Below are 26,074 nucleotides of genomic sequence, written 5' to 3'. Positions count from 1 at the left end.
TTTATTTTAATTTAGTTTTAATGCTGTAAACGTATAAGGCATACATCATTTTAAACCTTAGAGAGCATTGATGACTATTTTTCATGTGCTTATTCTTGCCATCATACAAGGCTTGGCCGAGCTACTTCCTGTATCGAGTTCTGCCCATGTTATTTTGGCCGAAAAATTAATGGGCTTTGATCCCTCTGCACCTGATATGACTTTTCTGTTGGTCATGCTACATACAGGAACAATGTTTGCAGTCATTGTCTATTTTTGGTCATCTTGGCGTAAAACATATTTTTCATCAAAGGCTGATTTTAAGAAACAAGCCGGTTTTATTATTCTTGCCACAGGCATTACCGGCGTACTTGGATTGACTCTACAAGCCGTGATTAAACATGTCTTTTTTGCAGGAGCAAATCATTTTGAAATAGAACAGCTATTTAGCAATTCAAAATTAATGGCAGCCGCCTTGGTTTCAGCAGGGATATTGATTATTTTATCTGCGCGCTTAGATCGTGGACAAACTGGTGCAATCAGCGGGAAAAGTGCGGCATGGATTGGTGCGATACAGGCATTATGTTTGCCATTTCGTGGATTTTCCCGTTCAGGTGCAACCATTTCAACAGGATTATTCTTGGGGGTTGCTCGGCAAAAAGCTGAAGAGTTCAGTTTTGCGTTGGCTGTCGTGCTTACCCCTGCTGTGATTGTTAAAGAATTCTATCGTCTCATGCATGCGGAAAACTTTCAAAATATGCATTTAACTCAACTGCTTTTACCAAGTGTACTTGGTATGGTGTTTAGCTTCATTGCAGGTCTTGCTGCTTTAAAATGGTTATCCAGTTGGCTTGAACATGGGCGTTGGCACTTGTTTGGTTTTTATTGTATTGGTTTTGCCGGTGTCGTTTTAGCTTTGAGTTAAATGGAATTCGACCATTACAGCATCATCATAGACGGTTTGTTGAGGACAAATGCATGGCGTTATTTGTCCCAGACAACAGAATCCGTTTTTTAAAATATATTCTACAATTTTCAATGCACAGTTGTTCTCAAGTTGACTATACTCATTAAAATAAAATTTATAAACTGGGAATAAAATATGAATAAATCCAAAATATTATTGTGGTTAAGTCTTTGTGCTTTGATCACTGCTTGTAGCACGACAAAATATATCCCATCCAATGATACTGCGAGTTTAGAGACGCAACCTGCACCTTCAGCCAAACCCGCACCTCGACCTGCTAGTATGACATCCAAACAAAACCAGGTTCGATCGGACGAACGTTTGGGGACAAAATGGGGGGATGATCTAAACTCGTATGTCACTCAAGTGGATTTAAAACGCTTAAGCAATCGTCCAATTGATGAAACTCAAGTGCGTTATGCCAATAAGCAATTCTCGGGGCGTAGTATCAACAGTATTTCTTTGGCAGCGGGAAAAGTGAGTTTTTCTATTGTTGATGATCGTGGTCGAATCTTGCCGCTTTATCGTGATGGGCAAAACTATTATCTTTCAGCGATAGATGGGCAAAGTTATCAACTTCGCTATTCAAATACCAGCAACCAAACATTTGAAATTGTTGCAAGCGTAGACGGTTTGGACGTTTTAGATGGCAGTCGAGCTTCACGATCGAATAGTGGCTATGTATTACGTCCATACAGTTCATTCGCAATTGAGGGATTTAGAAAGAGTAATTCTTCAGTGGCTTCATTTACTTTTAGCCGTCCCAAAGATGCATATGCTGCCAATTCTGCAAATGGATCTGTTCAAAATACAGGTGTGATAGGAACAGTGGTTTATGAATTACAAGCACCTCAATATCAGCCAGCTCAAAACTCAAACAAGGGTTATGCACCTGCTCCAAATGCGTTTCCAGCAGATTAAGACATTGAGTTCAGAAACGCTATGGTTTTATAGCATTCTAGAATGCTCTGGGATGTTATAATGTTACACAATTGCAATAATTAAAAAATAGTACACTCAGTTGCACTCCGTTATGATGAGCCCGATAATAATCTCAGGACTCATCTTTCTAATTGTTCAATGTTATTGAATACATACAAGACATTATAATGATTGGATTGCAACTTATTACTTTAAAATAGGTTTTTATAATGAAAAATATAAATATATTTCTCTGTCTTTTGTTGTGTATTTTTCTTGCTGCTTGTTCGAAAAAAACAGATGAAAGTTCATCCAACTCTTCCGTTGAAACCACCAATACCGATGCTGCTGCTGAAGCTGCCAATAATCAAGTCTCTGCTGATGAAAAACTGGGAACCAAGTGGGGCGATGAAATTGATTCCAAAGTGACGGAAGTGCAGTTAAAACGTAAATCTGACGAATCTTTGGCTGAAACAATTGTGCAATATGCTGATAAAAATTATCAAGGAAAAGCAGTGAATTCTATTTCAATGGCGGCAGGGAAAGTGAGTTTCTCTGTGGTCGATGATCATGGTCAATACATTCCGATGCATCGTGTTGGGCAAAATTATTATTTGTCAGGGCGAGAGGGGCAAAGTTATCAATTACAGTATGAAAATAATACGGACAAGACCTTTGAAATTGTGGCCAGTGTTGATGGTATTGATGTAATCAATGGCAGTGAAGCTTCCCGGAACAATGCCGGTTATGTATTGCATGCACATGACACCTTGAAAATCGAGGGTTTCCGTAAGAGTGATTCGGCTGTTGCTTCTTTTACCTTTAGTAAACCGAAAGATGCCTATGCTGCAAATTCTGATCAAGGCTCTATCCAGAATACAGGTGTAATCGGTACAGTGGTCTATGAGTTGGAAGCCCCAGAAGAAAAAGCTAAACCGGTAAATAAATATGCGCCACCACCGAATGCATTTCCAGCGGACCGATAAATCATCTTTTGAGCAAGCATAGCGTGTTTATGGAAACCATCTATGCTTTTAAAAAAACTTAAATCTATCAATAAACAAAACAGAAAAGAGTCAATATACAATGAAATTACTCAAAGTTTGTGTGATCACTTTACTGGGCATGGCTTCCATACAAGCATTTGCCAATCCAATTGAAGATCAATATAAAGCTCTTGTTGCTCCTCAGCCGAGTTATGCTAAATTTCAAAAGAACTTTGATACGATTTTGGGAAAAATCGAGGAAATCACTGAACGTGCAACTCAGACTCAAGATCGAGCGGAACTTTATCCGATGTGTGTTGCAATTCAGAGTTCAATCACGGTATTGAAAAACAACCAAAAATACAAAGCGCAGTACGATCGTGACTATAAACAGTTTGATACGACCTTTGATGAAACCCTTGCATCGGCAACACAAGGTTTGAGCGATAAAAAAGCAATTTGTGATCAAGCCAAAAAAGAATATTTAGCGCAGTACTGAATACGTTAAATCGAGTTTAGAGGAGGTCACGTTTTCCTCTTTTTTAACTGACCACTTCTATGGTACTGGCACCTGCACCTAAAGGTCTGACCTGAATCTGTACGGGAATACGTTCATGCATGTCCTGTATATGTGAAATCAGTACAACTTTTCGCCCTTGGTTCTGTAGTTGATCCAAAGCATTCATCACCATATGTAATGATGAAGCATCGAGTGTTCCAAAACCTTCATCAATGAATAAGGATTCAATTTTCATTGAGCCAGAAGCCATGTTGGCAATTGCAAGAGAAAGTGCAAGTGCGGTCAAGAAAGACTCGCCACCAGACAAAGATGCAACAGATCTGGTTTCTCCATCCATATCATGGTCAATTATGGCTAGGCTGAGTGAGTTTTCGAGACGCTTTAGCGTATAGCGTTGAGACAGCATTGCCAATTGTTGATTGGCGTGTTCAAGTAAAATATCCAAATTATACTGTTGTGCATAATCTCTAAATTTTTTACCTGTCGCATCCCCCATCAAAGCTGAAATTTTTCCCCAGCGATGTTCCTCTTGCTGTACGTTATGAATTTGATCGGCGAATTGTTTTTGTTTTATGAGGTTTTGCTGATGAAGTTCAAGTTTCAGCTTAAGATGATCACGAATTTCAATTTGAGTTTTCAGCGCTTCGCTATTTCTTGTGCTCAATTGTTGTAATTCATTGCTCTCTATTTCAGGTTGAAGGCTTAGATGCTCTGTGAGTTGTTCCTGAATGGTTTTAAGTGCTGAATTGGCCTCATTCAATGCACGTTCAGCTTGTTGTAGTTGCTGTCGAATTTGCTGCGCTTGTACCGGTGTGATTTGTGCCAAGTTGCTTAAATCTTCAAATTGAAAATCTGGGTGCTGTATCAACCATTGTTGGATTTCTGACTTTACTTGATTGAGGTGATTTAAATTTTGCTCCGCCTGCGCCTTGAGCTGTCCAAGTTGACTCTTTTCTTGTTCGAATTGGTTGCGCAATTGCTCAAAGCTTTGTTTGAGTTGTTGATAATGCTGATGGCATTGCTGGCGTTGCTGATCATGCTGTAATAACCATTCATTTGGTTTGACCTCACTTAATCCGGTCATGCGGTAAATCAATTGATTCGCAGTTTGGGTATTTTGTAGTCCTTGGAGCTTAATCTCAGCCAAGCTTTGAGAGGCTTCGATAATATGTTTGGAGATATTGTCTAAGTTGAGTTGAATGTTATGCTGTTGTTGGGTGTAGAGATCTAATTGTTTGCCGTACTGTTCCTGTTGATCAAGTTGTTGCGCACGTTGTTTTAAACGGCTACAGACATTTTCTGCGGTGGTGATCGTCTGCTGTTGCCACATGTCTTGTTCTTTCTCAGACAAGCATAAAACGATATGCTGAATTTGCTGCTGAAGGCTTTTGGCTTGCTGTAATAAATTGACTGTATGTTGAGTACTTTGCATCAATTGCTGCTGCATTTTAATGGTTTGAATCCATTGTTTGGACTGTAAATCCATTTGCTCAATCTGCTGTTGGAATTGTTCAGTCAACTGCCGTAACTGCAACATGATTTCAGACTGCGTTTGAGTAAGATCAAGCTTAATTTTAAGCGCATCGATTTGTTCGGTACACGCCTGCTGAGTCGCTGTGATTCGTTCAACAAGACGTTTTAATAAAGTCTGCTGCTGATGTTGTTCGGTATTGAGTTGAGTTAAGTTCTGCTGACTGAGTTGCCAAATTTTCAGGCTGTCTTGTTCTTGAAGTGTGGCTTGCTGTTCTTGTTGCTGCTGTAAATTAAACAGCGCTTTAGATACTACTGCATCATCCACTTTATAAGGATGTTTGGTACTACCGCAGACCATACAGGGTTGATCTTCTTTTAAGGCTGCTCTTAAACTTTCAACATTTTCTGCATGCAATAAACGCTGTTGTTGAAGGACATCCTGTAGCTTGATTCGCGCTTGTTTTGCTTTGTGATACTCCTGTTCTGATCGAACGGTCGCTTTTTCAAGTTGCTGAAACTGTGTATTACGCTGATGAATTTGAGCTGTAAGTTGTTGAGATTCTGACTGCAACTCAAAAAATTGCTGTAATTTCTGTTGCAGGACATCAAATTGATTCAGTTGGTAGAGTGTTATTTCACGTTGTTGGCGAGTTTGTTCAAGCAACGTTTCTAGCTGGTCTTTTGTACCAGACTGATCAATTAAAGCCTGTAATTGCGCACTTTGCTCAGTGAGTTTAGCTTCGGCTTGGTTCAAATTTCCAAGTTGATTTTCGATGTCTGGATAATGCTGGATAAATTGGCTGAGTTGTTGCAAATGTGCTGTCAAGCCTTTGTCCAGACTTGAAAATTGCTGTGTCTCAACAAGTTGTTGACTTAAATGCATCTGTTGTTGAGTAAGCTGTTGAATATGCTGCCCAATGTCCTGTTGCTGATTCAGCAAAGGATGTTTTGATTGTTCTAATTGATTGAGTTTAGATTGAATTTTTTTAAATTCTGTTCCAATAAAGTCACGTTCTTGAATACATTTGCGTACCTCTTTTAATGCTTCAAAATGTGTACTTTCAAAATTCTGTATATCATTTAAAGTTGCTTCCGCTTGAGTAAAATTTTGCTTTTGCTGTTCAAATTGAACATTCAGCCCATCAAACAATTGCTGTTGCTTCTGCAGTTGTGGCGTAAGCTGCTGTTGGTTTTTAAAGAATTGTTGCTGTTGAACAACAATTGGGCGAATTTCAGAAAATTCTTCTAAACGATTTAATTGTTTACGTTCAGGCATTAAGTCATGTTGTACTTTAAGCTGTACATCGACAAATTGCTGTTTTTGAATAATTTCATATTCTAATTTCTGTTTGCGTTCAAACCAGAGCCATTGTTTTTCAAGTCGCGTTTTTTCCGCTTCTAATTTTTGATAGGTTGATTCGATGTGTTGAAATTGATCTGATAGTTCGGCCAGATCTTCATCAGACAACAGTTCAATGTGACCGAGTAGATTTTCCAGTTCTTTGCGTTTTGATGCCACCAATTTGGTTTTCTCATACGCCAATTGACCAATTTTTCCAAAAATTGCTGAATTGGTTAAATATTCAAGTAGCTCTCCACGTTCATTATCACGTGCTTTTAAAAAGGCTGTAACCTCAGATTGAGCCAAAAGTACAGCTCGGGTAAATTGTTCAAAACTTAATTGCGTAATTTTATAGATACTGCTGTCTACGGCTTTGGCTTTATCCGCAATCACCGTTGCATCAGTCAGACATTTTAAATAGCGTTGTACGCTTTGCAGTTTCCCATCTGCTTTTTCTCGTGAACGTTTTAGTTCCCAACGGGCCAAATAATGTTTTTGATCCTGTGCAACAAAACAAAGTTCTGCAAAACCATGCGCCGTACCCCGACGAAGTACTGTCAGCGGGGAGTTTGTTAAAAGCTCTGAGCCATCTACATCTTGTAACTTGCCATCACTGTCTTTCAAGCGTGGAATTTTATTAAACAGGGCAAGACACATCGCATCCAGAATCGTTGACTTTCCAGCCCCAGTTTTCCCAACAATTGCGACTAAGCCAGCTGAAGCCAATGGTTCGGATTCAAAATCGATAAAATGTTCACCAGAAAGCGAGGCTAAATTTTTAAGTCGTATGGATAAAATTTTCACAACAAACTCCTATGCTTCAGGTTCATTTTCGAGTGACTTCTCCGCTTCTTGCAGCAAATTTAAAAAGTCTTTGAAAACAGCATTATCATTTGCATAACCATTTTTTTCCCAAAGTTGTTGGAACAGTTTCTCTGGGGTAGGTGGCTCTAGATGGATTGTACGCGGTGCATTCCCATCATTTTCATTAGTTAAGTATTGTCGTGAAATACGGACCAAGCGGTAACGGTCTTTGGGCAAAGCTTGTTCAAATTGTTGACGCAAATTTGGTGGTGGAGGAACATCGGTATGATATTCAATATCGACATATTCACGATGGTCAATATTGTCAATTTCTCCGCTTGGCAAAGCATTTAACTGAGCGAAGACAGTGTTCAATTCACCTTTGATTTTATGGAGTTGTACACTCCGAGGAATATAAACACTTTCAAAATCAAAACGGGATTCATCTGTTTTTGATGGGTCAATCCGTACGTCTATGATTTGATGTTTATAGTGGATTTCACTAAATGACAGTGGAATTGGCGAACCACTGTAACGAATATGCGCTTGCCCTACTTTTTGTGGTTTATGTAAATGTCCAAGTGCCACATAATCGAGAATATCTTCAAATAAGGCTGTTGAAAGGGCTTCTTCATTGCCCACAATAATTGGGCGCTCAGAGTCGGAAGTTTCACCACCCTGCATGTGCGCATGTGACATTAAAATCAGCGCTTGGTCATCAGTTTTTCTTTTTCTGGCTTCTGAGATCAACTGTTGATGCAAATAGGCAATCGCATTTTGACTGTTATGAGTTTGCTCATTAAATCCTGTAATTTCAGCTGGGCGTAAAAAGGGCAGACTGAGACACCATGCAACAATATTGCGTTGTGGATCATAAATAGGAATGAGTAAACGATCTAAGTCAATTTGACCTTGACTATTTTTATGGATAACCCCAACTGTTTTGGCGTGATATTTCTCAAGTAAAGGTTCCACTTGCTCAATGCGGTAACCTGAATCATGATTTCCTGCAATCATGAGGGTTTGCATATGCGGTGCAAGATCATGTGCATCTGCAAGAAATTGATATAACTGTTTTTGAGCCGATGAGGCTGGATTAATCACATCAAAAATGTCACCTGCAATCAACAAGGCATTGGGTTGTCTTTCTTGAATCTGCAGCAATAACCACGCTAAAAAATGTTCATGTTCATACTGGCGCGAGTGGTTATAAAAGAATTGTCCCAGATGCCAGTCTGAAGTATGAAGAAAGCGTACAGTCATGTGCGTGTTTGATCTTAATGCGGTGTAAAATAAGGTAGCATAAATTCAGGGATGAATGAGATAAGAAGTTTTTTTGTGTTGATTGAATAAGCCTATTTTTTATTGCTCAACTCGACTGAAATTGATTGAGTAAACAGCCACTCGTCCCTTGTGTTCAACTCAATCATCAGTTTCGTCAAGCTGTGAAAAACAGACATACGACAATATAAAATGTATTTATTCATTACCTGAGTTTATTTTAAAAATATCTTTCACGTTTTGAAAATCATTGTGCATTTGGATCAACTTGAACCAAGCCAAATGTATTATGATCTGCATCTAAAAAGTAGCCTTGCCAGCATTTGTGGGGAATGGCGAATTTTTCCATGGCGACACGACCACCCAAGGCTAAAATTTTTTCAGCTGTTTGATCAAAATCTTCAACTTCAAAAGAACAGGTAAAGGCATTGGTTCCAGAGTGAGTAGGTGGGGTTTGGGCGGGACGTTCCAGTAAACCACCATGGAGCGTTGCTGTTTCAATTTGAAAGTATTGAATCGGTAAACCTTCGACTTTGCTAAACTTCCAGCCGAAGACTTCATGATAAAACTTAACTTCACGTTCAGGGTTTGAAGACTGAATTTCAAAATAGCATAGGTTGTTCATTATTATTCTCCATCGACATTTGATCGTGTCATTAACATAAGATGATTTGAGCAGTGACGATGTATAAATATTGAAAATGAAAAATAGAATGAATAAACGAGTATGTTATGAAGAATGAAAAGCTCAAGGCGTTACGGGTAAAAATAAATGTTCCTCTGAGAGACGCTTTGTCGTTAATTAAACAAAATAATGACGATATTGAACAATCGTTTGCGATGTTTCATCAAAATAAACTCAACGAAATCTGTTTAACAACAGGGTGTGATGAAACGCTCGCGAAAGCAGATTACACACATCCTGTATATCAGCAGAATGTTGAAAAAATATTGAAAAGATTGATGAATTGAATCAACGTCCAATTAAATTGACCATAGCGGAAAACCCCAAATATGTTACTAAAGTGGGTTTCTTTATTTGGGCAGAAGATGAAAACTTAGTCAAGGTCCAACATGAAAAGAATAGAACCTATTTTATTCCAGAGGATGATTTTGCTTATCTGATTGAAATATTTAAACCTATATTTCAATTGTGGAGCCCGCAGAGAAATGAATTCGAAGGTGGTTCTGATCCTTGTTCCGATAATTATTTTGATCACAATGCAGTACAGAAAATTGTTTCGGATCTTAGGGATTTGTCTTTTGAAGATATAAAAATAATGAATTTTTTAGAGCATCTGGCATGCTGCTTAGAAGAAAAAATACAGATTGGAACTTATGTGATTGTTTTGGTAACCAATAAATCAAACTTAAATTATGCATTTCATTTAAATCGTGATTCCTCATATTTTTTGAGCTTGGTTAAAATTTGATGACCAATATAGTTTTTAAAATCAGGATAGCTTGACCGATAGTATTCATTCCAATAACTGACTATTCTGCTTTGTGTAGTTTGAAAATACTGACAATTTTCCACTATAAAATCACTCCATTTGTTTTGATTATCTTCATTAAGATGTGGCTCAATGATTTTCAAAATTTCAGCCACATATTCACCTAGCAACTGAAAGATAAATGGCGTCATAAAATATTCAAGATTTTGCTGAAGTAGTTTTTCAAGCGCTTTTTGCCGAACAAAACCATCATGATGGCGCGTGAAAATACACCATAGAATTTGACGTTGTATCAATGGAAAGTTTTGAAACTCAACAGATTGCACAGCGTTGATATAGATTCTGGCAGGTATCCTGATCAAAGCATGATGAATGATCACTTCACATTGGGTATTGTCATGAAGTTGGATTTTCTGATTTTCAAGATATTGAGCCACCACCCTAACATCATTGAATAGTTCTTTAGGAAAAGCTTGAACTAATCTTATCTCAGTCATGACGGATTTAATTCCCGTGGATATTCCAAAATTCTTGGAAAATGGAAATCATAGCTCTCCAAAGCATACTTGTAGAGTTGAGCAGGGCGTTTACCCGCAATTTTAGATTGATCTGTTGCCTCAACTGCACCCGCTTCAATCATACGCCGTCTAAAGGATTTCTTTTCTAGGTTTTGACCCAATATAATTTCATAAATCTGCTGTAATTCAGTCAACGTAAATAGTTTTGGCATCAAACTGACCGGTAGAGCGGTGTAACGCGCTTTACTGCTCAAACGTTCAATTGCCATATCTAAAAGCTGTAAATGATCAAAGGCCAAATCTCGTTTTTTTGCTTCCGTAACGGAAACCCATTCACTATATTCCGTTTGTTCGGTAGTGACTTGCTGAAATTCTTTGAAATCAATCAGTGCAAAGTACAAGGCTGTGACAGCCCAACCGCGAGGATCACGCCTTGCATTCCCCACTGTTGCAACTTGCTCTAAATGGGGAGATTGAAGCCCCGTTTTTTCAACCAGTTTACGTTGCGCAGAAGCCATTAAATCAGCATCTTGGCTTAAATCAACAAAGCCACCTGGGAGTGCCCATTGATTTTTCTGTGGAAAATTGGAACGTTTAATCAATAAAACCTGTAGTTGTCCTGCATCCACAGAAAAAATAGCCATGTCGACTGTAAAAAGGGGAGCATCAAAGTCTTTTTTATTATAACTCGACAGAAATTCCTGTTCAGCATTCAAGGTCACAATAAGGCTCACTTAATTTTATGAAAATCATGGATTGTCTTTGATTATTGCAGGGTGAAAGCATTTCTCCAAGTAGAAAATTTCTTGATTAAAAAGAGAGAAGTCTTCTAGGTGTGAACGCATATAAGCCCTACAGAAAAGCAGGGCTTATATCAAATAGCTACAGTTCATTCTGTAATCGTTCACGAATTTCATTCAATGAGCATTCTTGAATCAATTGACCATTCTCAAACACCGTGTTTAGCTCTCCTTGTTGCTCTTGCTCTGCTGTTTGTTGATCAAACAGTACAAATCCTGTTTCAGTTTTTTCAACACGAAGTAGCCCCTTGGCTGATTTTTTTGTTCCAGAATCAGTGATAGGATCTTTAAACAATTCACGTGCAACACCATTCACCTGTCCCCAAGTTGCTTTAACCGCAAAGCCAAAAGTGTCACGAGTTAAATAGTTATAAGTATAACTACCAATCCCAAATACAAGATTATTGGAAGCAAAGCCTTTGGATTCTAATCCCTGTAAGATTTTTAAAGCTCGTTCTAACGTGATCGAATCCCCATAAATCAGACCAACACGTTCATTGAGCACTTTGTAGCCTCGATCTGTTTCAGTCCCTCCGAAGATTTCCCATAAACATTCCACCGCACCTTTATAGGCAGGGCTGCCAACTTCTGCATCAGGATCACCACAAATGATTTTTACAGGATCTCCAGAGTCAGGTCGGAAAACCAGTTTGGCAAGTCCTAAAGCATTTGGCTGACGAGCAAGAATTTCATCTTTTAATTCAACAGTAAACTCTGTAATGACTCGCCAAAAGTCCCAAGTATCAGACACAATACTGACCACGCCAGATGGATAAAGTTCAGTGATTAGACGTTTGAATGTTCCAATTTCATCATCTTCACTGCCCATACACATCACACTGTGTTCTGTTGCCGGAACAGAAACACCGACAACACCGTCTGCATTGTAATACTCTTCAGCATAATCTATTGCTGAAACGGCATCTGTACCGATAAAGCTGGTTAAGTGACCCATGCCATTCTGTGTAGCATCATAAATTCCACTCATTCCTCGACTGCTAAAGTCATGACCTTGCACAGGAACGAAATCCAAAGCTGCACCAGTTTTGATCGCATACGCTGTGAGTAAACGTTTATATTCAAAAGCGATTGTTGCAGTCGTACAACTCTTCCATAATTCTGCACTTAATACAGTTTCCAAGTAATTGGTTAACCAAAAGAATTCAGGTAAGGTATTTACAATCGTCAGTACAGGAACTCTCATGTTCACTCGACTCCCTTCGGCTAGAGCCTTGATCCGGATCGGTAAATAGCCTAAGTCATATAAGGCTTCAATATGATCGACTGGGATAGAACCTTCACCTAATGCATTGTCCATTCGACGTTTATAGGCAGTGATCACTTTGTTTTTATCTTGTTGGAAAAAGCCTTCGTTCCATGTCTCGATTAAAAAATGTTTGATAAAACCCTGCAAACCAAAAAACACGATCTTATCGTCAAAGTCCGGTAGCATTTGAGCTAAACGTGAAGAACGCGGAGTAAAATTAGCATATACATACTCAGTACCAGCAGGGTATTGACGTCTGTGGTCTGCTTTATAAAAATCGATGGCATTGAGTGGATTAATTTTTAAGCTCATTATTGTTCTCCTGGATGATTAAAATTAGACAATCAAAATGCACTGAAACAACTGAATTCGATGATGTTGAGTTTTGGGTTTTCGGTTTGAGGGAAGCTGTCTGTAGTAAAAATCTGATCGATCAAACCATCAAAAACCTCTAAACCTTTACTAAAAATGCCGTGTGTGACATATAAGATCACCTGCTGACAATTTAATTTTTTTAACTCTTGTGCAATACCAATAAACGTTGCACCACCGTCACAGATATCGTCCGTAATGACCGCTGTTTTACCTGTTAAATCTTGTGCGTTGACTTGAGCATTCTGGATTTTGCCAGTGACCGGATCACGTCTTTTTTCACAGTAAACCATGCCAATTTCATCATCACGTAACCGATTCACAGCATGGGCGATCGCTTTTGTTCGCAGTTTTGCACCTGCATCTGGGCAAACCAAAATGCTTTCTTGTGTAGTTAAATAAGCTTGCAATGATGCATTTTTTAAAATGATTTCACTGGGTTGGACATTTTCAATCTCAAAAAAGTGTGTGTTTTCCTGTAAAAGTTTTTCTGTCACAACACTATGAGCATCCCAGATCTTGATGGATTTACGTTGCTGCGGAAACTTTTCATGGTTGATATTTAACAGCCTGGTCATAACTTCTAATGAAAAAGCTTGTCCAGTGGCGCAAATACGGTCTTGACGTGCATAGGGAAAATAAGGGATTTCTAAATCAATTTCTAAACCTTGATTGAGCAATACATTTTCAAGCAATAAGTAATCCATGAGATCTTGGCTATTGGCAATTTTTGCTTGAATTTGAATTTTCCCTTTCAATGAGTTCAAGATATCAGCTGAAATTTGAATATGTCTTTCACCACCTGCAAATTGGATCGTCTGTACAGGTATCAGGTTTTGTTTTGAATCTTGGATTTGAATAGACATAACATAGACTCTTATAAGGTGGCTTATTGCCAATACATATATAGTGTCATAAAGCCTATTTACTTAACAAGTACCATTTACAAAAGATTACAATGGGATGGGTTGAGATGATTTGTGTTAACTTTGTTTTTTAAGTGATTGTTATATAGTTATTTTTATGATTATTTTCTGAATATGCTCAAAATGTATCTATAATCCTGAACTGCTGAATACAGGATCAGCTCAAGCAGAAAATCGGTTTACTGAACTTTTGTTTAATTTTAAAATAAGACTGGGGTGGAAAAGTATGATTTAAATTAAGATAAATATGATGAATCTAATTCAACAATTTTAATTTTGAGTAATTCCTGCATCGTAAGATATTGGTGAATGCCATTTAGGATCTTCTAAAATTTAGATAAAAAGTCTGTCATCTTAGAGGGACAGTAAGATGATTAAAGACATAAAATAAGAAAAATATAATTTAAAAGCGGTTCATTGTCCTTTCAATTTCTCTAAAAAGCTTGGTTTTCCATCAATTAGACTATATACGATAGTCGTATATTGAGCGACGGGTGTTGGTCAAGATTTCGCTAAGCCCCCGATTATATAATAATTATAGAAATGTTAATCTGAAAAAAGAATTGAAATCAAAGTCTTATTCGGTAAAACTGATTTTAAATAAGGGGTTGAGTTAGGCTAGATTACAACAGTGTAAGAATTATACACAAATTGTTACTTTTGGGTTTTAACTTAGTTTCAACGCTTTCATAATTTAATAGCAAGCATATATGTGCAATGTTTTTTTAATGTGGTGTTTGAGAGACTACTGAAGAAAACAAGAAAAATTGATTTTTTAGCAAAGTTCTGGGGTTAAAAGGTCAAATTGTACGGATGCACATCATAAATAAGGCTAGGAGTATTTCATGAGTCTATTCACAAATCGCAAGTCATTTATTATCAAAAGCTTAGCATTAACAGTCACTGCTTTGATGGTAAATACAGCTCAAGCTGCTTCTGACAGCCAAGAGATTCAACAATTACGCAATGAAGTTCAAGAATTAAAAGCATTGCTTCAACAACAGCAGCAGCAAGTTCGTTTAGTCGAGTCTAAAGTTGAATCGGCACCTGCATCGGGTTCTTCAGGTTTAAAATCAAAATCTGGCGCTGACATTAACATTTATGGTTTTGTACGCGGTGATGCGAACTATATCATTGAAGGCGGTGACGACGATTTCAACAAAATTAGTTCAACCAATGGTGAAGCGAAGGACAAACTTCGTGCTACAGCAAAAACAACACGTATCGGCTTAGATTTTAATACACCAGTAGGTGATGCTAAAGTTGGCGGTAAGGTTGAAGTTGACTTTGCGGGTAATGGCGTAAATGAAAACCTTCGTATCCGTCATGCTTACTTAACCTATAACAACTGGTTATTCGGTCAAACAACATCTAACTTCTTATCTAGCCATGCGCCAGAAATGATTGACTTTGCAACGAACGCAGGTGGTGGTACTACACGTATTCCTCAAGTCCGTTATGCATATAACTTAGCACCCGCTACCAAATTATTGGTTGCTGCTGAGGAAGGCAATAGTACGGGCATAACAGGTACTGCGATTAAATACAGCCTTCCTGTGTTAACTGGTAAAATTGTACAATCATATGCTGATGGTAACGGCAATGCATCTGCACGTGTTTTAGTAGAAAACTACAAAGACAATAATATTGGCAAAGACAAGACAGGTTGGGGTGTTGCAGTTGGTACAGACTTTAAAGTTGCTGATCCTTTAAAACTTTTTGCTGATGCTTCTTATGTTGTGGGTAACAGCAACTACCTATATGGCAGTAACAATGCTTACTCTGTCGTAAATGGTGATATTGAACAGAATGAATTCACAGCACTCCAAGTGGGCGGTACTTATAAAATTTTACCGAACCTGCGTTCAACTTTAGCATATGGTGCATTGTTTGCTGACAATGGCACAGACTTCGCAAAAGCGAACAAATCTGCAAATGAAAAAGTTCAACAAGCATGGTTAAACGTGATTTACTCACCTGCGAAACCAATTGATTTGGGTATTGAGTATATCAACGGTAAACGTGAAACTTTTGCGGGTCAATCATATAAAGATAACCGTGTAGGTTTAATGGCTAAATATAATTTCTAATTTAGACATTCATGACAGAAAAGCCGAGAATTTTTCCTCGGCTTTTCTATTTTTATTGCATCCCTAAAGTTTGCCGAAGATAGATTTTTATAACAAAATTTTTTAAATGTTTAGTTAGACATTTATCAAAAAAAATGCATAATTGACGCTCTTTTTTTTGCATGTTGATGCTGTCAGATAGATGAATCACATGTTTTGGCCTGTTCTGTGAAGCAAATGACTTATCAGGACTGTATTTCTCATTGTTTGATGAAATGATCTTTTATCAATAATAGGAGTAACATCATGACCATTTTCTTTCCAAAATTTCTACAACATTGTAATTCAGTTTATCTCTAAGCTTATTTTTTCGAGAAAACTTTGGATTTTCAAGATTGAAAATCTGCCTTTTATTTATTTTTTGTTGTGTCTACCAAGTGATTCAGTAACTGCTAAGCGTATCTGATTACAAAGTTTAGTAGCATAAATTTGCATCACTTTACAGCAAAAAATATAGCCAAAGCATGGATAATTATTATGGAATTTTCTTTCAATGCCTTTTATACCTTGATTGCTGCAGTCATTGTATTGTTATTGGGGCGCTTCCTTGTTAATAAAATTGAGTTTTTGCGTAAGTACAATATTCCTGAGCCTGTCGCAGGTGGTCTGGTTGCTGCAATACTGTCGTTGTTGGTACACAATTTCTGGGGGTATAGCATTACCACCAGTAGTGAACTACAAACCAGTTTTATGTTGGTATTTTTTGCTTCAATTGGTTTAAGTGCCAATTTTGCTAAATTAAAAGAAGGTGGTTTGGGCTTAGTCATTTTTCTGGTCTGCGTTGCTTCATTTATCGTGGTACAAGACTTTGTCGGAATGGGCTTGGCCACTGCACTGGGCTTAGACCCGCTTGTTGGTTTGATTGCAGGATCAATCACGCTTACAGGTGGTCATGGTACTGCGGGTGCTTGGGGTGAAATCCTTGAAACCCAGCATGGCATACAAGGTGCATTGGCATTGGGTATGGCAAGTGCGACTTTTGGTTTGATTATTGGGGGAATTATCGGCGGTCCATTGGCAAAATTGTTGATCAACCGTTACCAGTTATCCAGTCCTAAGACACAAAAAGAAGTGGATGAAACCAATCAGCAGGCAGTAACTGAACTGGGTGAATATGTTCCATTTGAGTACCCGCATCAAGTCCGCTTAATCACTGCTGACAATGCAATTACCACGCTTGGTCTTTTTGCTGCGTGTTTGGCTTTTGCAGAATTTATGACAGGGTACAGTAAAGGACAATGGTTTGAGTTACCGACATTCGTATGGGCACTTGCAGGAGGAGTTATCCTTCGTAATGTACTGGAAGGTGTTCTTCGCATTAAAATGTTCGACCGTGCGATTGATGTATTTGGCAACGCAGCATTATCACTTTATTTGGCAATGGCTCTGCTATCGTTAAAACTTTGGCAATTGGCAGATCTAGCGGGTCCTTTAGTGGTGATTCTTTCTGCCCAGACACTAACAATGGCCCTGTATGCTGCATTTGTGACATTCAGAGTCATGGGGAAAAACTACGATGCAGCAGTGTTAGCAGCAGGTCATTGTGGTTTTGGTATGGGTGCAACGCCAACAGCAGTTGCCAATATGCAAGCAATTACCAATATGTATGGTCCTTCTCATAAAGCATTTTTGATTGTCCCGTTATGCGGTGCTTTTTTTGTCGATTTAATTAATGCGACAGTGATTCAATTGATTCTTAAATTTATTGCCTAATCTGATTGTATTGTTGTGCTGTATTGAGCCAGTGAATCACTGGCTTTTTTATGCCAGTGTATTTCCCACATCACACAGTAAAAAATGACAGCAGCACAGACAAGCACTGAAATATTTATTTTGAACGAGATACCCTCAACACTGTGATGAACATCTTTGATCGCTTATCCAGGTTTTTCTCTGGGATTGGCATAATGATCGGGAAGAACAAAGCCAACTACAATCACATTGATTCAGCTGATTGAGTTTTGAGTCGAAGGCGTGCTGACTGATTTTGTCCAGTAGGGCAATGCTGAAAAATCAAAAATGTTGAACTCACTGCATGGAAGAATAGAAATGTGCTGATTTCAACATGTATTTTGAACTTAAAAATTTTGATCATATAGCCAGGAATGATGACAGTTTAAATAAATACAACAGCAAAATCATAAAAAATATGCTTAGATACATGCACCTTTGGATTATGCCCTGATCTGAGAATATATGTCATTGTTAAATAAAGCTTTAATTTCTTTGCTTTGTAGTCTTTTTTTAGCTGCATGTAGTCATTCACCCATAAAAAATTTACAGACCAAGGGCGCATCCGTTCATCCGGTTTCTGAAGCATCGTCTAGATTGGATAAAAGCTTTTATCAGTATCAACAGTCCCCAAAGAAAAAACCAGTGATTGCACTTGTTTTAGGGAGTGGCGGCGCTCGTGGTTATGCCCATATCGGTGTGATTGAAGTATTGGAACAACATGGTATTAAACCTGACTTTATTGTGGGGACCAGTGCGGGCAGTATTGTTGGTTCAATTTACGCCAGTGGTAAATCAGCTGAACAATTACGTCAAATCGCCTTGGATATGAAAGTAGGGGATGTGCGTGACTTCAAGATTGGTATGAAAGGTTTTTTTGATGGGCAAAAAGTTGAGGACTATGTCAACAAGCAAATCAATCAAATACCTTTAGAAAAGATGAAAATTCCAATGTATGTTGTGGCAACTGAATTACAACATGGAGAAAAAACTATTTTTAATTATGGTAATACAGGGCAAGCAGTACGAGCTTCTGTCTCGATTCCCAGTATGTTTATTCCGACCATGATCAAAGGCAAAGAATACGTAGATGGTGGTTTAGTCAGCCCTGTACCTGTCAATATTGCCAAGGAATTAGGTGCGGATGTGGTCATTGCTGTCGATATTCTGGCGCAGCCTGTAAATACAGAAACAAGCAATGTTTGGGGCTTGTTTAATCAAAACATCAATATCATGCAAAATAAACTGGCTGCAGAAGAATTAAAAAATGCAGATATTGTGATTCAACCCGATTTACGGGAAAAAGCACATATCTTTGATGTAAAAGGTCGTCAAGATACGATGCAAGCAGGTATTGATGCCGCAAACCAGCGCATTCATGATCTGGAAGTGGTGATTGCAAGTAAGCATGGTTCTGAAAATATCCAGCAGCAATATCAAGTACAGAATTAAAAGTATTTTTAAAGCAGCTTATTTTGTTTCTGGATCCATCTGCTACTTACAACAGCGTTTACCTGTAGGTTTTTAAATACTATACTTTTATCGTTTAATGATAATTTTAATTAATTATACTCAAATCTGAGTATCGGGTGAGATGATGAATAAATTTGAGATTGGCGAAAAAGTAAAAATCGCAACACAGCCGAATACAATTTTTGAAATTGTTGAAATCAACCCAGATCGTTCATATGAAATTCAGCATTATGTGTCAGATCGGCAAATTTTTAAATATGGCAATATTGCAGCGGAGATGCTCAAAAAGATTGAAAATGGTGGATAAAACAATAAGCTATATTCCAAATAAATGATTATATTTGTAATCATAAATTGAGAGAATGGTCAATTGCCGAATTAAGCATGTTTTTTATTAGAAAAGATATATAATAATAGCCATATAAATGTCCTGCCTAAAATAGAGTCTAGTATACGATGTCTCCATTAGATCAATTGATCCCAGCTACAGATGACCAATCAGAATTAACCATGTCTGTTTTAATGACCCCAGATATGGCAAACTTTTCAGGTAATGTACACGGTGGAACCATCCTCAAGCTTCTTGACCAGGTTGCCTATGCCTGCGCGAGTCGTTATTCTGGTAGCTACGTTGTTACGCTTTCTGTCGATAAAGTGAATTTTAAAGAACCGATTCATGTCGGAGAAATGGTGACATTTCTTGCCAGTGTCAACCATGTAGGTCGTACCTCAATGGAAATCGGTATTCGTGTTGAAGCACAAAATATTCAAAAGCGAACTGTCCGCCATACCAACAGCTGTTATTTCACCATGGTTGCTGTTGATGAAAATGGAAAGCCAAAACAGATTCCTGCATTGAATTTGGACAATGATTGGAAACGTTGCCGTTTTGAAGCTGCTGAGCATCGTAAGGTGGCACGTTTACAAGAGAATCACCATCCTTCATGCAGTATTTATAAAAAGTCTTCGCATAATTAATTGTTTTATAGTTAAAAAAATCCTCTTGTTGAAAGAGGGTTTTTTTCAAGGTTTAAAATGTTTTAAAACGAGAATGTGAGCAGATCACCCTGATATTCAAGCATAGATTAATTCACTTTATTGAGGACATGACCATCTACAGTCATTGTCCATGTTCCTTGTTCAGTCTGTTTTGGTGCTTGAGCAACTTTAAATTCAGTGGAAAATGGACCAACACCAGCACTAAAGTTAGTGCCTTCAAATTTAGAAATCGGGGCGGATACTGATGAGCTTGAATTAGGTTGTTTGTTGCTATACTCAACGCGTCCTTCAGGAGTAATTCTCAAATTTACACGACCGTCCTCGCTTTGCCATGTACCTGAATAATCCTGTTTATCCACAGGTAAAGGTTTTCCACATGCAGTCAGTAGGATGGTCAATAAACCAAGACCCATCAATTTTTTTAACATTGTATTTTCCTCATTAATCTTTATATCACAGATTTTATTTATAAATTTCCCAAATTGAAGCGTGTCATTTGAGGCTAAAACATTATAGCCGAATTATGAAGTGAGCTCAGTCAGAATAACAAAGTGTAGCACTTTACAGAAAAAGAACTTGGTAAAGGGCTATTACGCAACAAAAGATTGATCGTTTTAAAGTCTCATACACAAGAAAATAACGATTTAGGGAAAAATCAACTGCGCTCTACAATAAAACGCGACATATCGTTTTGTTGAGAAAGCAGGGATGATGGATATTGCAACGGAAGCCTGTCCTAAACAATCTATCTTAGACAGAGACATAGGTATATTGGTATATCAGGATGATTCCCAACTCACAATGGATGCGGTTGTCATGCGTACAGGGAGCGCAAAATCAACCATTTATAGATGGCGGGCGCATACATCTGATTTGCTATTGGATGCTTTTAAGGTACATGCAGATGACGTGCTTGACATGGATTTTGAGCAAAATCTTGAAGATAATTCAAGACAACAATTGATCGAAATGTCTAAAGCCTTAGCGCATCATATCAGTCGTGCTTTATTGCTGGTACAGGCTGAATGTCGTGAGGCTGCGGGTGATTTTATTAAGCGACATCTTTTGCCCTGCCGTGAACAAAGATGGAAATTAATCCAGCTCGTGATCCAAGCCAAGGAAAGTAGCGTTAAGGATGCTATTGAATTGTTGCTTGATACCTTACACGCTTCAATTCACTATCAGAGCATCTCATTTAATCCTATTTCAACTTCGAGCTATATTGATGGGCTCATTACACGGGTTTTAGCTCCTGTTCGCTATGCTGGAAGGGGAGAATCATATGTCTAGTGCTGATGATTCAAATCATGGAATAGATGTTCCGTGGAATAGATTTTTTATTCTTTGTATGGTCAATAATCTATTTTTATTTACCTATTATTTTGCACTTTTAACTGTACTGCCTATTTATATCATGAAATCGTTGGGTGGCTCGGTAAGAGAAGCCGGGTTGGCTTTAACCTTATTTCTGATGTCTTCAATTGCAGTTCGCCCTTTCTCTGGTTTGCTCATGCAAAAGATTGGTAAAAAGCGGCTGTTCCGGGGGGCTGCATTGCTCTTTGTGTTGATCGCTTTTACTTATTTAATGGCAGATCAATTGTGGATTCTGTTAGTGGTACGTTTCATTCATGGGGTTTGGTTTAGTATTTTAACCACCGTGACTGTTCCGATCGTACATGCATTTATTCCTCATCGCCGTAAGGGCGAAGGGATGGGATACTTTGTAATGTCGACCAATCTGGGAGTTGTTTTTGGACCCTTTATTGCACTGACCATTTTGCAATACTTTGACTTTATGACCTTATTTAAAGTTTTAACATTGATGATGGTGATTGGCTTGATTTTTTGCTTAATCTTGCCTGTAGATGAGGATAGACTGGAAAAAAATATAACACCCAATAAGAAATCAACTCTTTCCATTCACGATATTGTGGAATTTAAAGTGATTCCAATCGGATTGGTGGCTTTACTTACCGCTTTTGCATACTCCAGTGTCATGAGTTTTATCAGTACCTATGCCGAGTCTAAGCATTTACTGAGTGCCGTCGGTTTATTCTTTATTATCTTTGCCATATCGATGTTGCTCGTTCGCCCTTGGGTTGGCAAATTTTTTGATCGCAAAGGCGCAAATTTTGTTGTTTATCCTTGCTTTATTTTCTTCATTATCGGGCTTGTAACTGTGAGTTTACTCTCCAATCAATGGACTTTGTGGTTGGCTGCGGTTTTTATCGGAGTCGGTTATGGGTCGCTATTTCCATGTTTTCAAACTGTTGCAATCCAGTCTGTTTCCGAGGAGCGGATGGGACATTCAGTTGCGACCTTTTTTACTTTATTTGATGTGGGGATGGCGGCAGGTTCAATTGTGATGGGGGTATTGATTGCTTATTGTGGCTATTCATTGACTTATTTATTTTGTGCCTTCGTGATGTTGATCGCGATGCTGTTTTATACCATCAAAGTTGCACCACAACTTGCCTCACGCTAGAAGGAAATAGTATGGAATTACGTCATTTAAGGTATTTTGTTGCAGTGGCTGAAGAATTAAACTTTACCAAAGCTGCGCAAAGAATGTTTACGGTACAACCCTCGTTAAGTCAGCAAATTAAAGATCTTGAACACGAAGTGGGCGTGCAGTTGTTGATTCGATCAAATCGTAAGGTTGAACTGACAGAAGAAGGTCGTGCTTTTTTAAAACAAGCATTGTTAAGTTTGGAACATGCAGAAAGGGCAATTTATGAGGCGCGTCAAATTGCGAATATGCACAAAGATCAATTAAAAATTGGTTTTGTACCTGTTGCTGAAATGAAGGTTTTTCCATATATCATGCCCAATATTCGAGCTCACTTTCCCAAACTCAAAATCGATTTTCAAAGTCTGACAGATCATGAGCAGTTTATCGCACTAAAAAAAGGTGAGATTGATATTGCTTTTACGCGTTATACCGAAGATTGTGAGGAATTTGAGCATGTTCAAATTTTTCAAGAACCTTTAGCATTGATTATTCCTAAAAGTTCGCCTTTGGCAGATCAACGACACATCAGTATCAAAGCATTTGATCAGCAAGATTTCGTGATTAGCGATGAAGCAGCATCTCCACAACTATACAAAATTATTCAGGCATTTTTTAGGCAGTCTAAACTAGCGGTCAATGTGGTCCAGAAGTCGACCAATATTTTACTTAATGTAAATTTAGTGGGAATGGGGGTAGGCTGGAGTTTAGTACCTGCTTATGTTATTCCATTACTGGGAGATAAGATTGTTGTCAAAAATACACTTGAACCTTTGCCAGTGATTGGATTGTATGCGAGTTATCGTAAGCAACAGAAAAATGAGGTCATCAGTATGATTTTAAAAATTTTAAAAGAACAGTTTTATACAGAGATGTTCTGATCAGGAATATCGAGAACTTTCCTATATCAAAAATAAACTGAAATGCTCTAGATTGCTTTGCTTAGCAAATTCAATTTGGCTATATTTAAAACATAAAAAAATGGGATTGAACATAATGCAACTTTATACCAATGCACATTCTCGTGGAAATACTGTTTTACCCTTATTAAAAGAGTTAGAAATAGAAGATCAAGTTGATATTATTCAAGTTGATTATGCAAATTTAAATCAACCAGAATATTTGGCTTTAAACCCAATGGCAAAGCTACCATTTTTAGTGGATCAAGGTTCAGTAATTTCAGAAACGCCCGCTATATTTGCTTATTTGGCAGATAAATATATTGAGAAGGGCTTTGCTCCGACTTTAAATGACCCAAAACGCGGGGAATATTTGAAGTGGCTATTTTTTTGTCATGGACCTTTAACTGAATTTATGGACATAAAAAGCTTGGGTGTTTCAGCAGAACAAATCCAGGAAAAACGGAGAAGTCTAGCTTTTGGAACAGAACAAAGTGTCTATCGGTTTATTCAATCTGGTCTGGGTCAAGCCAATCCTTATTTACTCGGAGATAGGATTTTTGCTGCAGATCTTTTTTTGGCATATTGGTTGATCTATGCGATATCCTTTAAAATTGTACCCTATTTAGATGAATTCAAACCGTTTATTCAGATGGTTCAAAAGCGTGAAACAGTTAAAGATATCGCCTGGATTCAGATGATTTAATGGAAACTGCGAAGCTTATTTGGGTTGTTTCAATCTGCTGAATCTCCAATAACAATGTTCAGCAGTCAATAAAGTTGGGTACTTATACAGCACACCACGCTTGAGCGTGGTGTGCTGAGATTATTTATTTTGCATGGAGTTGGGTAAATAATTGCTGGCTTATTGAATTCACGGTTTGCGGAATAGCCAACGCAGCAACAAATCGATCTGGACGCAAGATTGCAATTGCTTGATCAGTTTGACTAAACCACGATCGAATTTCTGTAGCCGGGTCTCCAATCGTAATCACATTTTCATACAATTTACGTTTTTCATTATTGAGCTGAACAACGGGAAGTACCTGAATAAATTTTACCCCTAAAGCATGCCATTTTTTGATATTGGTTTCATCTAGTCCCCATTGCGGGTCAACACCCCATGCAATTATGGCAAAGTCATTTCCAATGACTTCGTCCAGTAGACATGTTTGTCCGTTCTCAAGTTGTACCATGGGTTGAATAAACATTTTACCTACAGGAGAGTTTTTATGATGGTCTTTGACCAAAGCACCTGCATGATATTTAGGCATTGGCTTAAAACGCATTTCTAACAAATATTGTTGGACTGGCTTAATATAGTTCAGCATGTATGCGATACCATCACGCACGAAGCCTTGCCATTTTTTGGGTGGCGCGAGAACATGGCCAGCCATCACCGATAAATCAATCATTGCTTTGGCATGATCTTTACGTTCGATCTGGTATGAATCCAGTAATTCTGGGCTTGCCTTGTTTTGAACAACGAGTGCCATTTTCCATGCCAAGTTAAATGCGTCGCGCATACCACTATTATAACCTTGACCTTGCCAAACGGGCATAATATGGGCTGCATCACCTGCAAGTAAGATACGATCTACTCGAAATTTATCTGCAATACGTGCATTGTGGGTATAGACTCGTTGACGAATGACTTCGATGCCGTCTGTGTTGGGCAAAACCTTAGAAAGTAATTTTGTAATATTTTCGGGTTTACTTAACTCTTCCTGTGTTTCTCCAGGCATCACCATAAACTCAAATCGACGAATTCCATGAGGTAGGGCTGCCGATACATAAGGGCGTACGGGATCGCAACACAAATAAATATGTGGTTTGGCAAGAGGATCATTTTCAATGTCAATCACAATCCACTGATTGGGTGCTGTTTTGCCAGCAAAGCCGATATTTAGGCTGCGCCGTACAATTGAATTTCCTCCATCGCAGGCAATTAAATATTGGGCATAAACTGTTTCTTGTTTTTGATCTTTATTTTGCAAGGTTAGGGTGACACCCTGATCATCTTGGCTAAATGTGCTCAACTCACGTGCGAACAGGACTTGTGTTTTTGGATATTGATTTAAACCTTGTAAGAGTACCTGATCTACTTGGGGTTGAATAAATGCATTACGTCGTGAAAAGCCAAATTCACGTGTTAATGGCTGAATATCAGCAAAGCATCGTCCTTTGGGCGTTAAAAAACGCATGGCATGATTAGGTGTGGTATGCGGTAGAACTTTGTCCACTAAGCCCAACGATTGGATCGTACGTAAAGATTCATCATCGATACCGATTGCACGGGGATAATCAATTAAATGCTCTAACTGTTCAATCACAGTGACTTGCACACCTTGCTTACTGAGATAATTGGCAATGGTCAAACCCACTGGTCCCGCACCCAAAATAGCCACTTGTGTGGTGTAATCAATCTTTGAACTCACAGCAATTATTCCATTCCAGTCACAATAATAAGTCATTAATGACTGAAATCATGGCTTCTTCCAAGCTATGCCATAGTGGGTTGGTTGAGATCCTGTAATGGACTGCTTGCTTAAAGCATATTGTAATACATTGTTTTTTAAGTTGATCTGATAAATTGAGGTATATGAAAATAGAACTCAATGATTGTTTTTTACTATTATTCAGCTCAATATTCTGAGATTTAAAATTATTCTAAATACGCTTGGCACGATTTGGGACGACGAAAATCTTTTTTTTGAATCGATC

The 26,074-nt window shown here is 38.2% G+C and carries 23 protein-coding genes and 1 pseudogene; 15 read left to right on the top strand and 9 right to left on the bottom strand.

Translation table 11 applies throughout. The annotated features are described in order from the left end of the window. The first annotated feature begins 70 nt into the window (after nt 1–70). The 4 genes from IMO47_RS15910 (at nt 71) to IMO47_RS15895 (ending at nt 3,352) form a co-directional block, all read left to right on the top strand. Nucleotides 71–904 carry an undecaprenyl-diphosphate phosphatase gene (locus IMO47_RS15910; protein WP_196074713.1) on the top strand — a complete coding sequence of 278 codons (834 nt, stop codon included), beginning with the start codon at nt 71–73 and terminating at the stop codon, nt 902–904. Between the two features lie 177 nt (nt 905–1,081). Beyond that, entirely contained in the window at nt 1,082–1,867 is a 786-nt protein-coding gene (locus IMO47_RS15905) for a hypothetical protein (protein WP_196074714.1), read from the top strand. Nucleotides 1,868–2,097: 230 nt separating this feature from the next. Continuing rightward, nucleotides 2,098–2,853, top strand: coding sequence for a hypothetical protein (locus IMO47_RS15900; protein WP_196074715.1), 756 nt, complete (start codon nt 2,098–2,100; stop codon nt 2,851–2,853). A gap of 100 nt (nt 2,854–2,953) precedes the next feature. Beyond that, nucleotides 2,954–3,352 carry a hypothetical protein gene (locus IMO47_RS15895; protein ID WP_196074716.1) on the top strand — a complete coding sequence of 133 codons (399 nt, stop codon included), beginning with the start codon at nt 2,954–2,956 and terminating at the stop codon, nt 3,350–3,352. A 43-nt stretch (nt 3,353–3,395) separates the two neighbouring features. Here IMO47_RS15895 and IMO47_RS15890 read toward each other — a convergent pair whose 3' ends face one another. From IMO47_RS15890 to IMO47_RS15880, 3 genes are all read right to left on the bottom strand, one after another. Then, nucleotides 3,396–6,992, bottom strand: a complete 3,597-nt coding sequence (locus tag IMO47_RS15890) for an AAA family ATPase (RefSeq protein ID WP_196074717.1) — start codon at nt 6,990–6,992, stop codon at nt 3,396–3,398. Between the two features lie 9 nt (nt 6,993–7,001). Continuing rightward, entirely contained in the window at nt 7,002–8,255 is a 1,254-nt protein-coding gene (locus IMO47_RS15885) for an exonuclease SbcCD subunit D (RefSeq protein ID WP_196074718.1), read from the bottom strand. A 265-nt stretch (nt 8,256–8,520) separates the two neighbouring features. Further along, nucleotides 8,521–8,898, bottom strand: coding sequence for a VOC family protein (locus IMO47_RS15880; protein WP_196074719.1), 378 nt, complete (start codon nt 8,896–8,898; stop codon nt 8,521–8,523). Nucleotides 8,899–9,005: 107 nt separating this feature from the next. Here IMO47_RS15880 and IMO47_RS19735 point away from each other — a divergent pair, with 107 nt between their 5' ends. Both IMO47_RS19735 and IMO47_RS19730 read left to right on the top strand, forming a co-directional pair. Next, the gene (locus IMO47_RS19735) at nt 9,006–9,245 is read left to right on the top strand and encodes a hypothetical protein (RefSeq protein ID WP_227552284.1); all 240 of its coding nucleotides are present in this window, start codon (nt 9,006–9,008) and stop codon (nt 9,243–9,245) included. Then, nucleotides 9,242–9,706: a hypothetical protein gene (locus IMO47_RS19730; protein WP_227552285.1), complete on the top strand. Its 465-nt coding sequence runs from the start codon at nt 9,242–9,244 to the stop codon at nt 9,704–9,706. Before IMO47_RS19735 ends, IMO47_RS19730 begins: the two co-directional genes overlap by 4 nt. Here IMO47_RS19730 and IMO47_RS15870 read toward each other — a convergent pair. The 4 genes from IMO47_RS15870 to IMO47_RS15855 form a co-directional block, all read right to left on the bottom strand. Beyond that, complete coding sequence (locus IMO47_RS15870) at nt 9,658–10,224, bottom strand: hypothetical protein (RefSeq protein ID WP_196074720.1); 567 nt, start codon at nt 10,222–10,224, stop codon at nt 9,658–9,660. The genes IMO47_RS19730 and IMO47_RS15870 overlap by 49 nt on opposite strands. Next, the gene (locus tag IMO47_RS15865; RefSeq protein WP_196074724.1) at nt 10,221–10,967 is read right to left on the bottom strand and encodes an NUDIX domain-containing protein; all 747 of its coding nucleotides are present in this window, start codon (nt 10,965–10,967) and stop codon (nt 10,221–10,223) included. Before IMO47_RS15865 ends, IMO47_RS15870 begins: the two co-directional genes overlap by 4 nt. Nucleotides 10,968–11,127: 160 nt before the next feature. After that, nucleotides 11,128–12,624, bottom strand: a complete 1,497-nt coding sequence (locus tag IMO47_RS15860) for a nicotinate phosphoribosyltransferase (RefSeq protein WP_196074721.1) — start codon at nt 12,622–12,624, stop codon at nt 11,128–11,130. A 32-nt stretch (nt 12,625–12,656) separates the two neighbouring features. Beyond that, complete coding sequence (locus tag IMO47_RS15855; protein WP_196074722.1) at nt 12,657–13,550, bottom strand: phosphoribosyltransferase family protein; 894 nt, start codon at nt 13,548–13,550, stop codon at nt 12,657–12,659. Between the two features lie 905 nt (nt 13,551–14,455). Between IMO47_RS15855 and IMO47_RS15850 the strand changes: the two genes are divergently transcribed. From IMO47_RS15850 to IMO47_RS15830, 5 genes and pseudogenes are all read left to right on the top strand, one after another. Next, nucleotides 14,456–15,700, top strand: coding sequence for a DcaP family trimeric outer membrane transporter (locus IMO47_RS15850; protein ID WP_196074878.1), 1,245 nt, complete (start codon nt 14,456–14,458; stop codon nt 15,698–15,700). A 516-nt stretch (nt 15,701–16,216) separates the two neighbouring features. After that, nucleotides 16,217–17,452, top strand: a complete 1,236-nt coding sequence (gene gltS, locus IMO47_RS15845) for a sodium/glutamate symporter (RefSeq protein ID WP_196074879.1) — start codon at nt 16,217–16,219, stop codon at nt 17,450–17,452. 597 nt (nt 17,453–18,049) lie between these two features. Then, nucleotides 18,050–18,922: pseudogene (locus tag IMO47_RS15840) on the top strand (patatin-like phospholipase family protein); the annotation flags it as partial. A gap of 145 nt (nt 18,923–19,067) precedes the next feature. Continuing rightward, a complete protein-coding gene (locus tag IMO47_RS15835) occupies nt 19,068–19,250 on the top strand; it encodes a hypothetical protein (RefSeq protein WP_196074881.1) in 183 nt (60 codons plus the stop codon). A 149-nt stretch (nt 19,251–19,399) separates the two neighbouring features. Further along, nucleotides 19,400–19,921, top strand: a complete 522-nt coding sequence (locus IMO47_RS15830; RefSeq protein WP_004828090.1) for an acyl-CoA thioesterase — start codon at nt 19,400–19,402, stop codon at nt 19,919–19,921. A 107-nt stretch (nt 19,922–20,028) separates the two neighbouring features. Here the strand turns inward: IMO47_RS15830 and IMO47_RS15825 are convergent, their stop codons facing one another. After that, nucleotides 20,029–20,370: a hypothetical protein gene (locus IMO47_RS15825; protein ID WP_196074882.1), complete on the bottom strand. Its 342-nt coding sequence runs from the start codon at nt 20,368–20,370 to the stop codon at nt 20,029–20,031. A gap of 283 nt (nt 20,371–20,653) precedes the next feature. Here IMO47_RS15825 and IMO47_RS15820 point away from each other — a divergent pair, with 283 nt between their 5' ends. From IMO47_RS15820 to IMO47_RS15805, 4 genes are all read left to right on the top strand, one after another. Then, nucleotides 20,654–21,232 carry a TetR family transcriptional regulator gene (locus IMO47_RS15820; protein ID WP_196074883.1) on the top strand — a complete coding sequence of 193 codons (579 nt, stop codon included), beginning with the start codon at nt 20,654–20,656 and terminating at the stop codon, nt 21,230–21,232. Beyond that, nucleotides 21,225–22,427 (top strand): MFS transporter, encoded by a 1,203-nt coding sequence (locus IMO47_RS15815; RefSeq protein ID WP_196074884.1) that lies wholly within the window; start codon nt 21,225–21,227, stop codon nt 22,425–22,427. The genes IMO47_RS15820 and IMO47_RS15815 overlap by 8 nt, the downstream gene beginning before the upstream one ends. A gap of 11 nt (nt 22,428–22,438) precedes the next feature. Then, the gene (locus tag IMO47_RS15810) at nt 22,439–23,332 is read left to right on the top strand and encodes a LysR substrate-binding domain-containing protein (protein WP_196074885.1); all 894 of its coding nucleotides are present in this window, start codon (nt 22,439–22,441) and stop codon (nt 23,330–23,332) included. 115 nt (nt 23,333–23,447) lie between these two features. Beyond that, entirely contained in the window at nt 23,448–24,056 is a 609-nt protein-coding gene (locus IMO47_RS15805; protein ID WP_196074886.1) for a glutathione S-transferase family protein, read from the top strand. 124 nt (nt 24,057–24,180) lie between these two features. Here IMO47_RS15805 and IMO47_RS15800 read toward each other — a convergent pair whose 3' ends face one another. Next, a complete protein-coding gene (locus IMO47_RS15800) occupies nt 24,181–25,824 on the bottom strand; it encodes a bifunctional 3-(3-hydroxy-phenyl)propionate/3-hydroxycinnamic acid hydroxylase (protein ID WP_196074887.1) in 1,644 nt (547 codons plus the stop codon). Nucleotides 25,825–26,074: the final 250 nt, after the last annotated feature.

The organism is Acinetobacter sp. Res13-Abat-PEC15-P4-01, assembly GCF_015676285.1.
In the GTDB taxonomy this organism is placed as follows: domain Bacteria; phylum Pseudomonadota; class Gammaproteobacteria; order Pseudomonadales; family Moraxellaceae; genus Acinetobacter; species Acinetobacter nematophilus.
This window is presented reverse-complemented; position numbering and strand designations above follow the sequence as displayed.

What these genes read in the sequence shown, in the direction of transcription:
- IMO47_RS15910 (WP_196074713.1), top strand. Translation starts at nt 71, where the DNA reads ATGACTATTTTTCATGTGCTTATTCTTGCCATCATACAAGGCTTGGCC.
- IMO47_RS19735 (WP_227552284.1), top strand. Translation starts at nt 9,006, where the DNA reads ATGAAGAATGAAAAGCTCAAGGCGTTACGGGTAAAAATAAATGTTCCT.
- IMO47_RS15895 (WP_196074716.1), top strand. Translation starts at nt 2,954, where the DNA reads ATGAAATTACTCAAAGTTTGTGTGATCACTTTACTGGGCATGGCTTCC.
- IMO47_RS15870 (WP_196074720.1), bottom strand. Translation starts at nt 10,224, where the DNA reads ATGACTGAGATAAGATTAGTTCAAGCTTTTCCTAAAGAACTATTCAAT.
- IMO47_RS15850 (WP_196074878.1), top strand. Translation starts at nt 14,456, where the DNA reads ATGAGTCTATTCACAAATCGCAAGTCATTTATTATCAAAAGCTTAGCA.
- IMO47_RS15880 (WP_196074719.1), bottom strand. Translation starts at nt 8,898, where the DNA reads ATGAACAACCTATGCTATTTTGAAATTCAGTCTTCAAACCCTGAACGT.
- IMO47_RS15810 (WP_196074885.1), top strand. Translation starts at nt 22,439, where the DNA reads ATGGAATTACGTCATTTAAGGTATTTTGTTGCAGTGGCTGAAGAATTA.
- IMO47_RS15905 (WP_196074714.1), top strand. Translation starts at nt 1,082, where the DNA reads ATGAATAAATCCAAAATATTATTGTGGTTAAGTCTTTGTGCTTTGATC.
- IMO47_RS15820 (WP_196074883.1), top strand. Translation starts at nt 20,654, where the DNA reads ATGGATATTGCAACGGAAGCCTGTCCTAAACAATCTATCTTAGACAGA.
- IMO47_RS15800 (WP_196074887.1), bottom strand. Translation starts at nt 25,824, where the DNA reads ATGACTTATTATTGTGACTGGAATGGAATAATTGCTGTGAGTTCAAAG.
- IMO47_RS15825 (WP_196074882.1), bottom strand. Translation starts at nt 20,370, where the DNA reads ATGTTAAAAAAATTGATGGGTCTTGGTTTATTGACCATCCTACTGACT.
- IMO47_RS15855 (WP_196074722.1), bottom strand. Translation starts at nt 13,550, where the DNA reads ATGTCTATTCAAATCCAAGATTCAAAACAAAACCTGATACCTGTACAG.
- IMO47_RS15815 (WP_196074884.1), top strand. Translation starts at nt 21,225, where the DNA reads ATGTCTAGTGCTGATGATTCAAATCATGGAATAGATGTTCCGTGGAAT.
- IMO47_RS15835 (WP_196074881.1), top strand. Translation starts at nt 19,068, where the DNA reads ATGAATAAATTTGAGATTGGCGAAAAAGTAAAAATCGCAACACAGCCG.
- IMO47_RS15860 (WP_196074721.1), bottom strand. Translation starts at nt 12,624, where the DNA reads ATGAGCTTAAAAATTAATCCACTCAATGCCATCGATTTTTATAAAGCA.
- IMO47_RS15900 (WP_196074715.1), top strand. Translation starts at nt 2,098, where the DNA reads ATGAAAAATATAAATATATTTCTCTGTCTTTTGTTGTGTATTTTTCTT.
- IMO47_RS15830 (WP_004828090.1), top strand. Translation starts at nt 19,400, where the DNA reads ATGTCTCCATTAGATCAATTGATCCCAGCTACAGATGACCAATCAGAA.
- gltS (WP_196074879.1), top strand. Translation starts at nt 16,217, where the DNA reads ATGGAATTTTCTTTCAATGCCTTTTATACCTTGATTGCTGCAGTCATT.
- IMO47_RS15885 (WP_196074718.1), bottom strand. Translation starts at nt 8,255, where the DNA reads ATGACTGTACGCTTTCTTCATACTTCAGACTGGCATCTGGGACAATTC.
- IMO47_RS15805 (WP_196074886.1), top strand. Translation starts at nt 23,448, where the DNA reads ATGCAACTTTATACCAATGCACATTCTCGTGGAAATACTGTTTTACCC.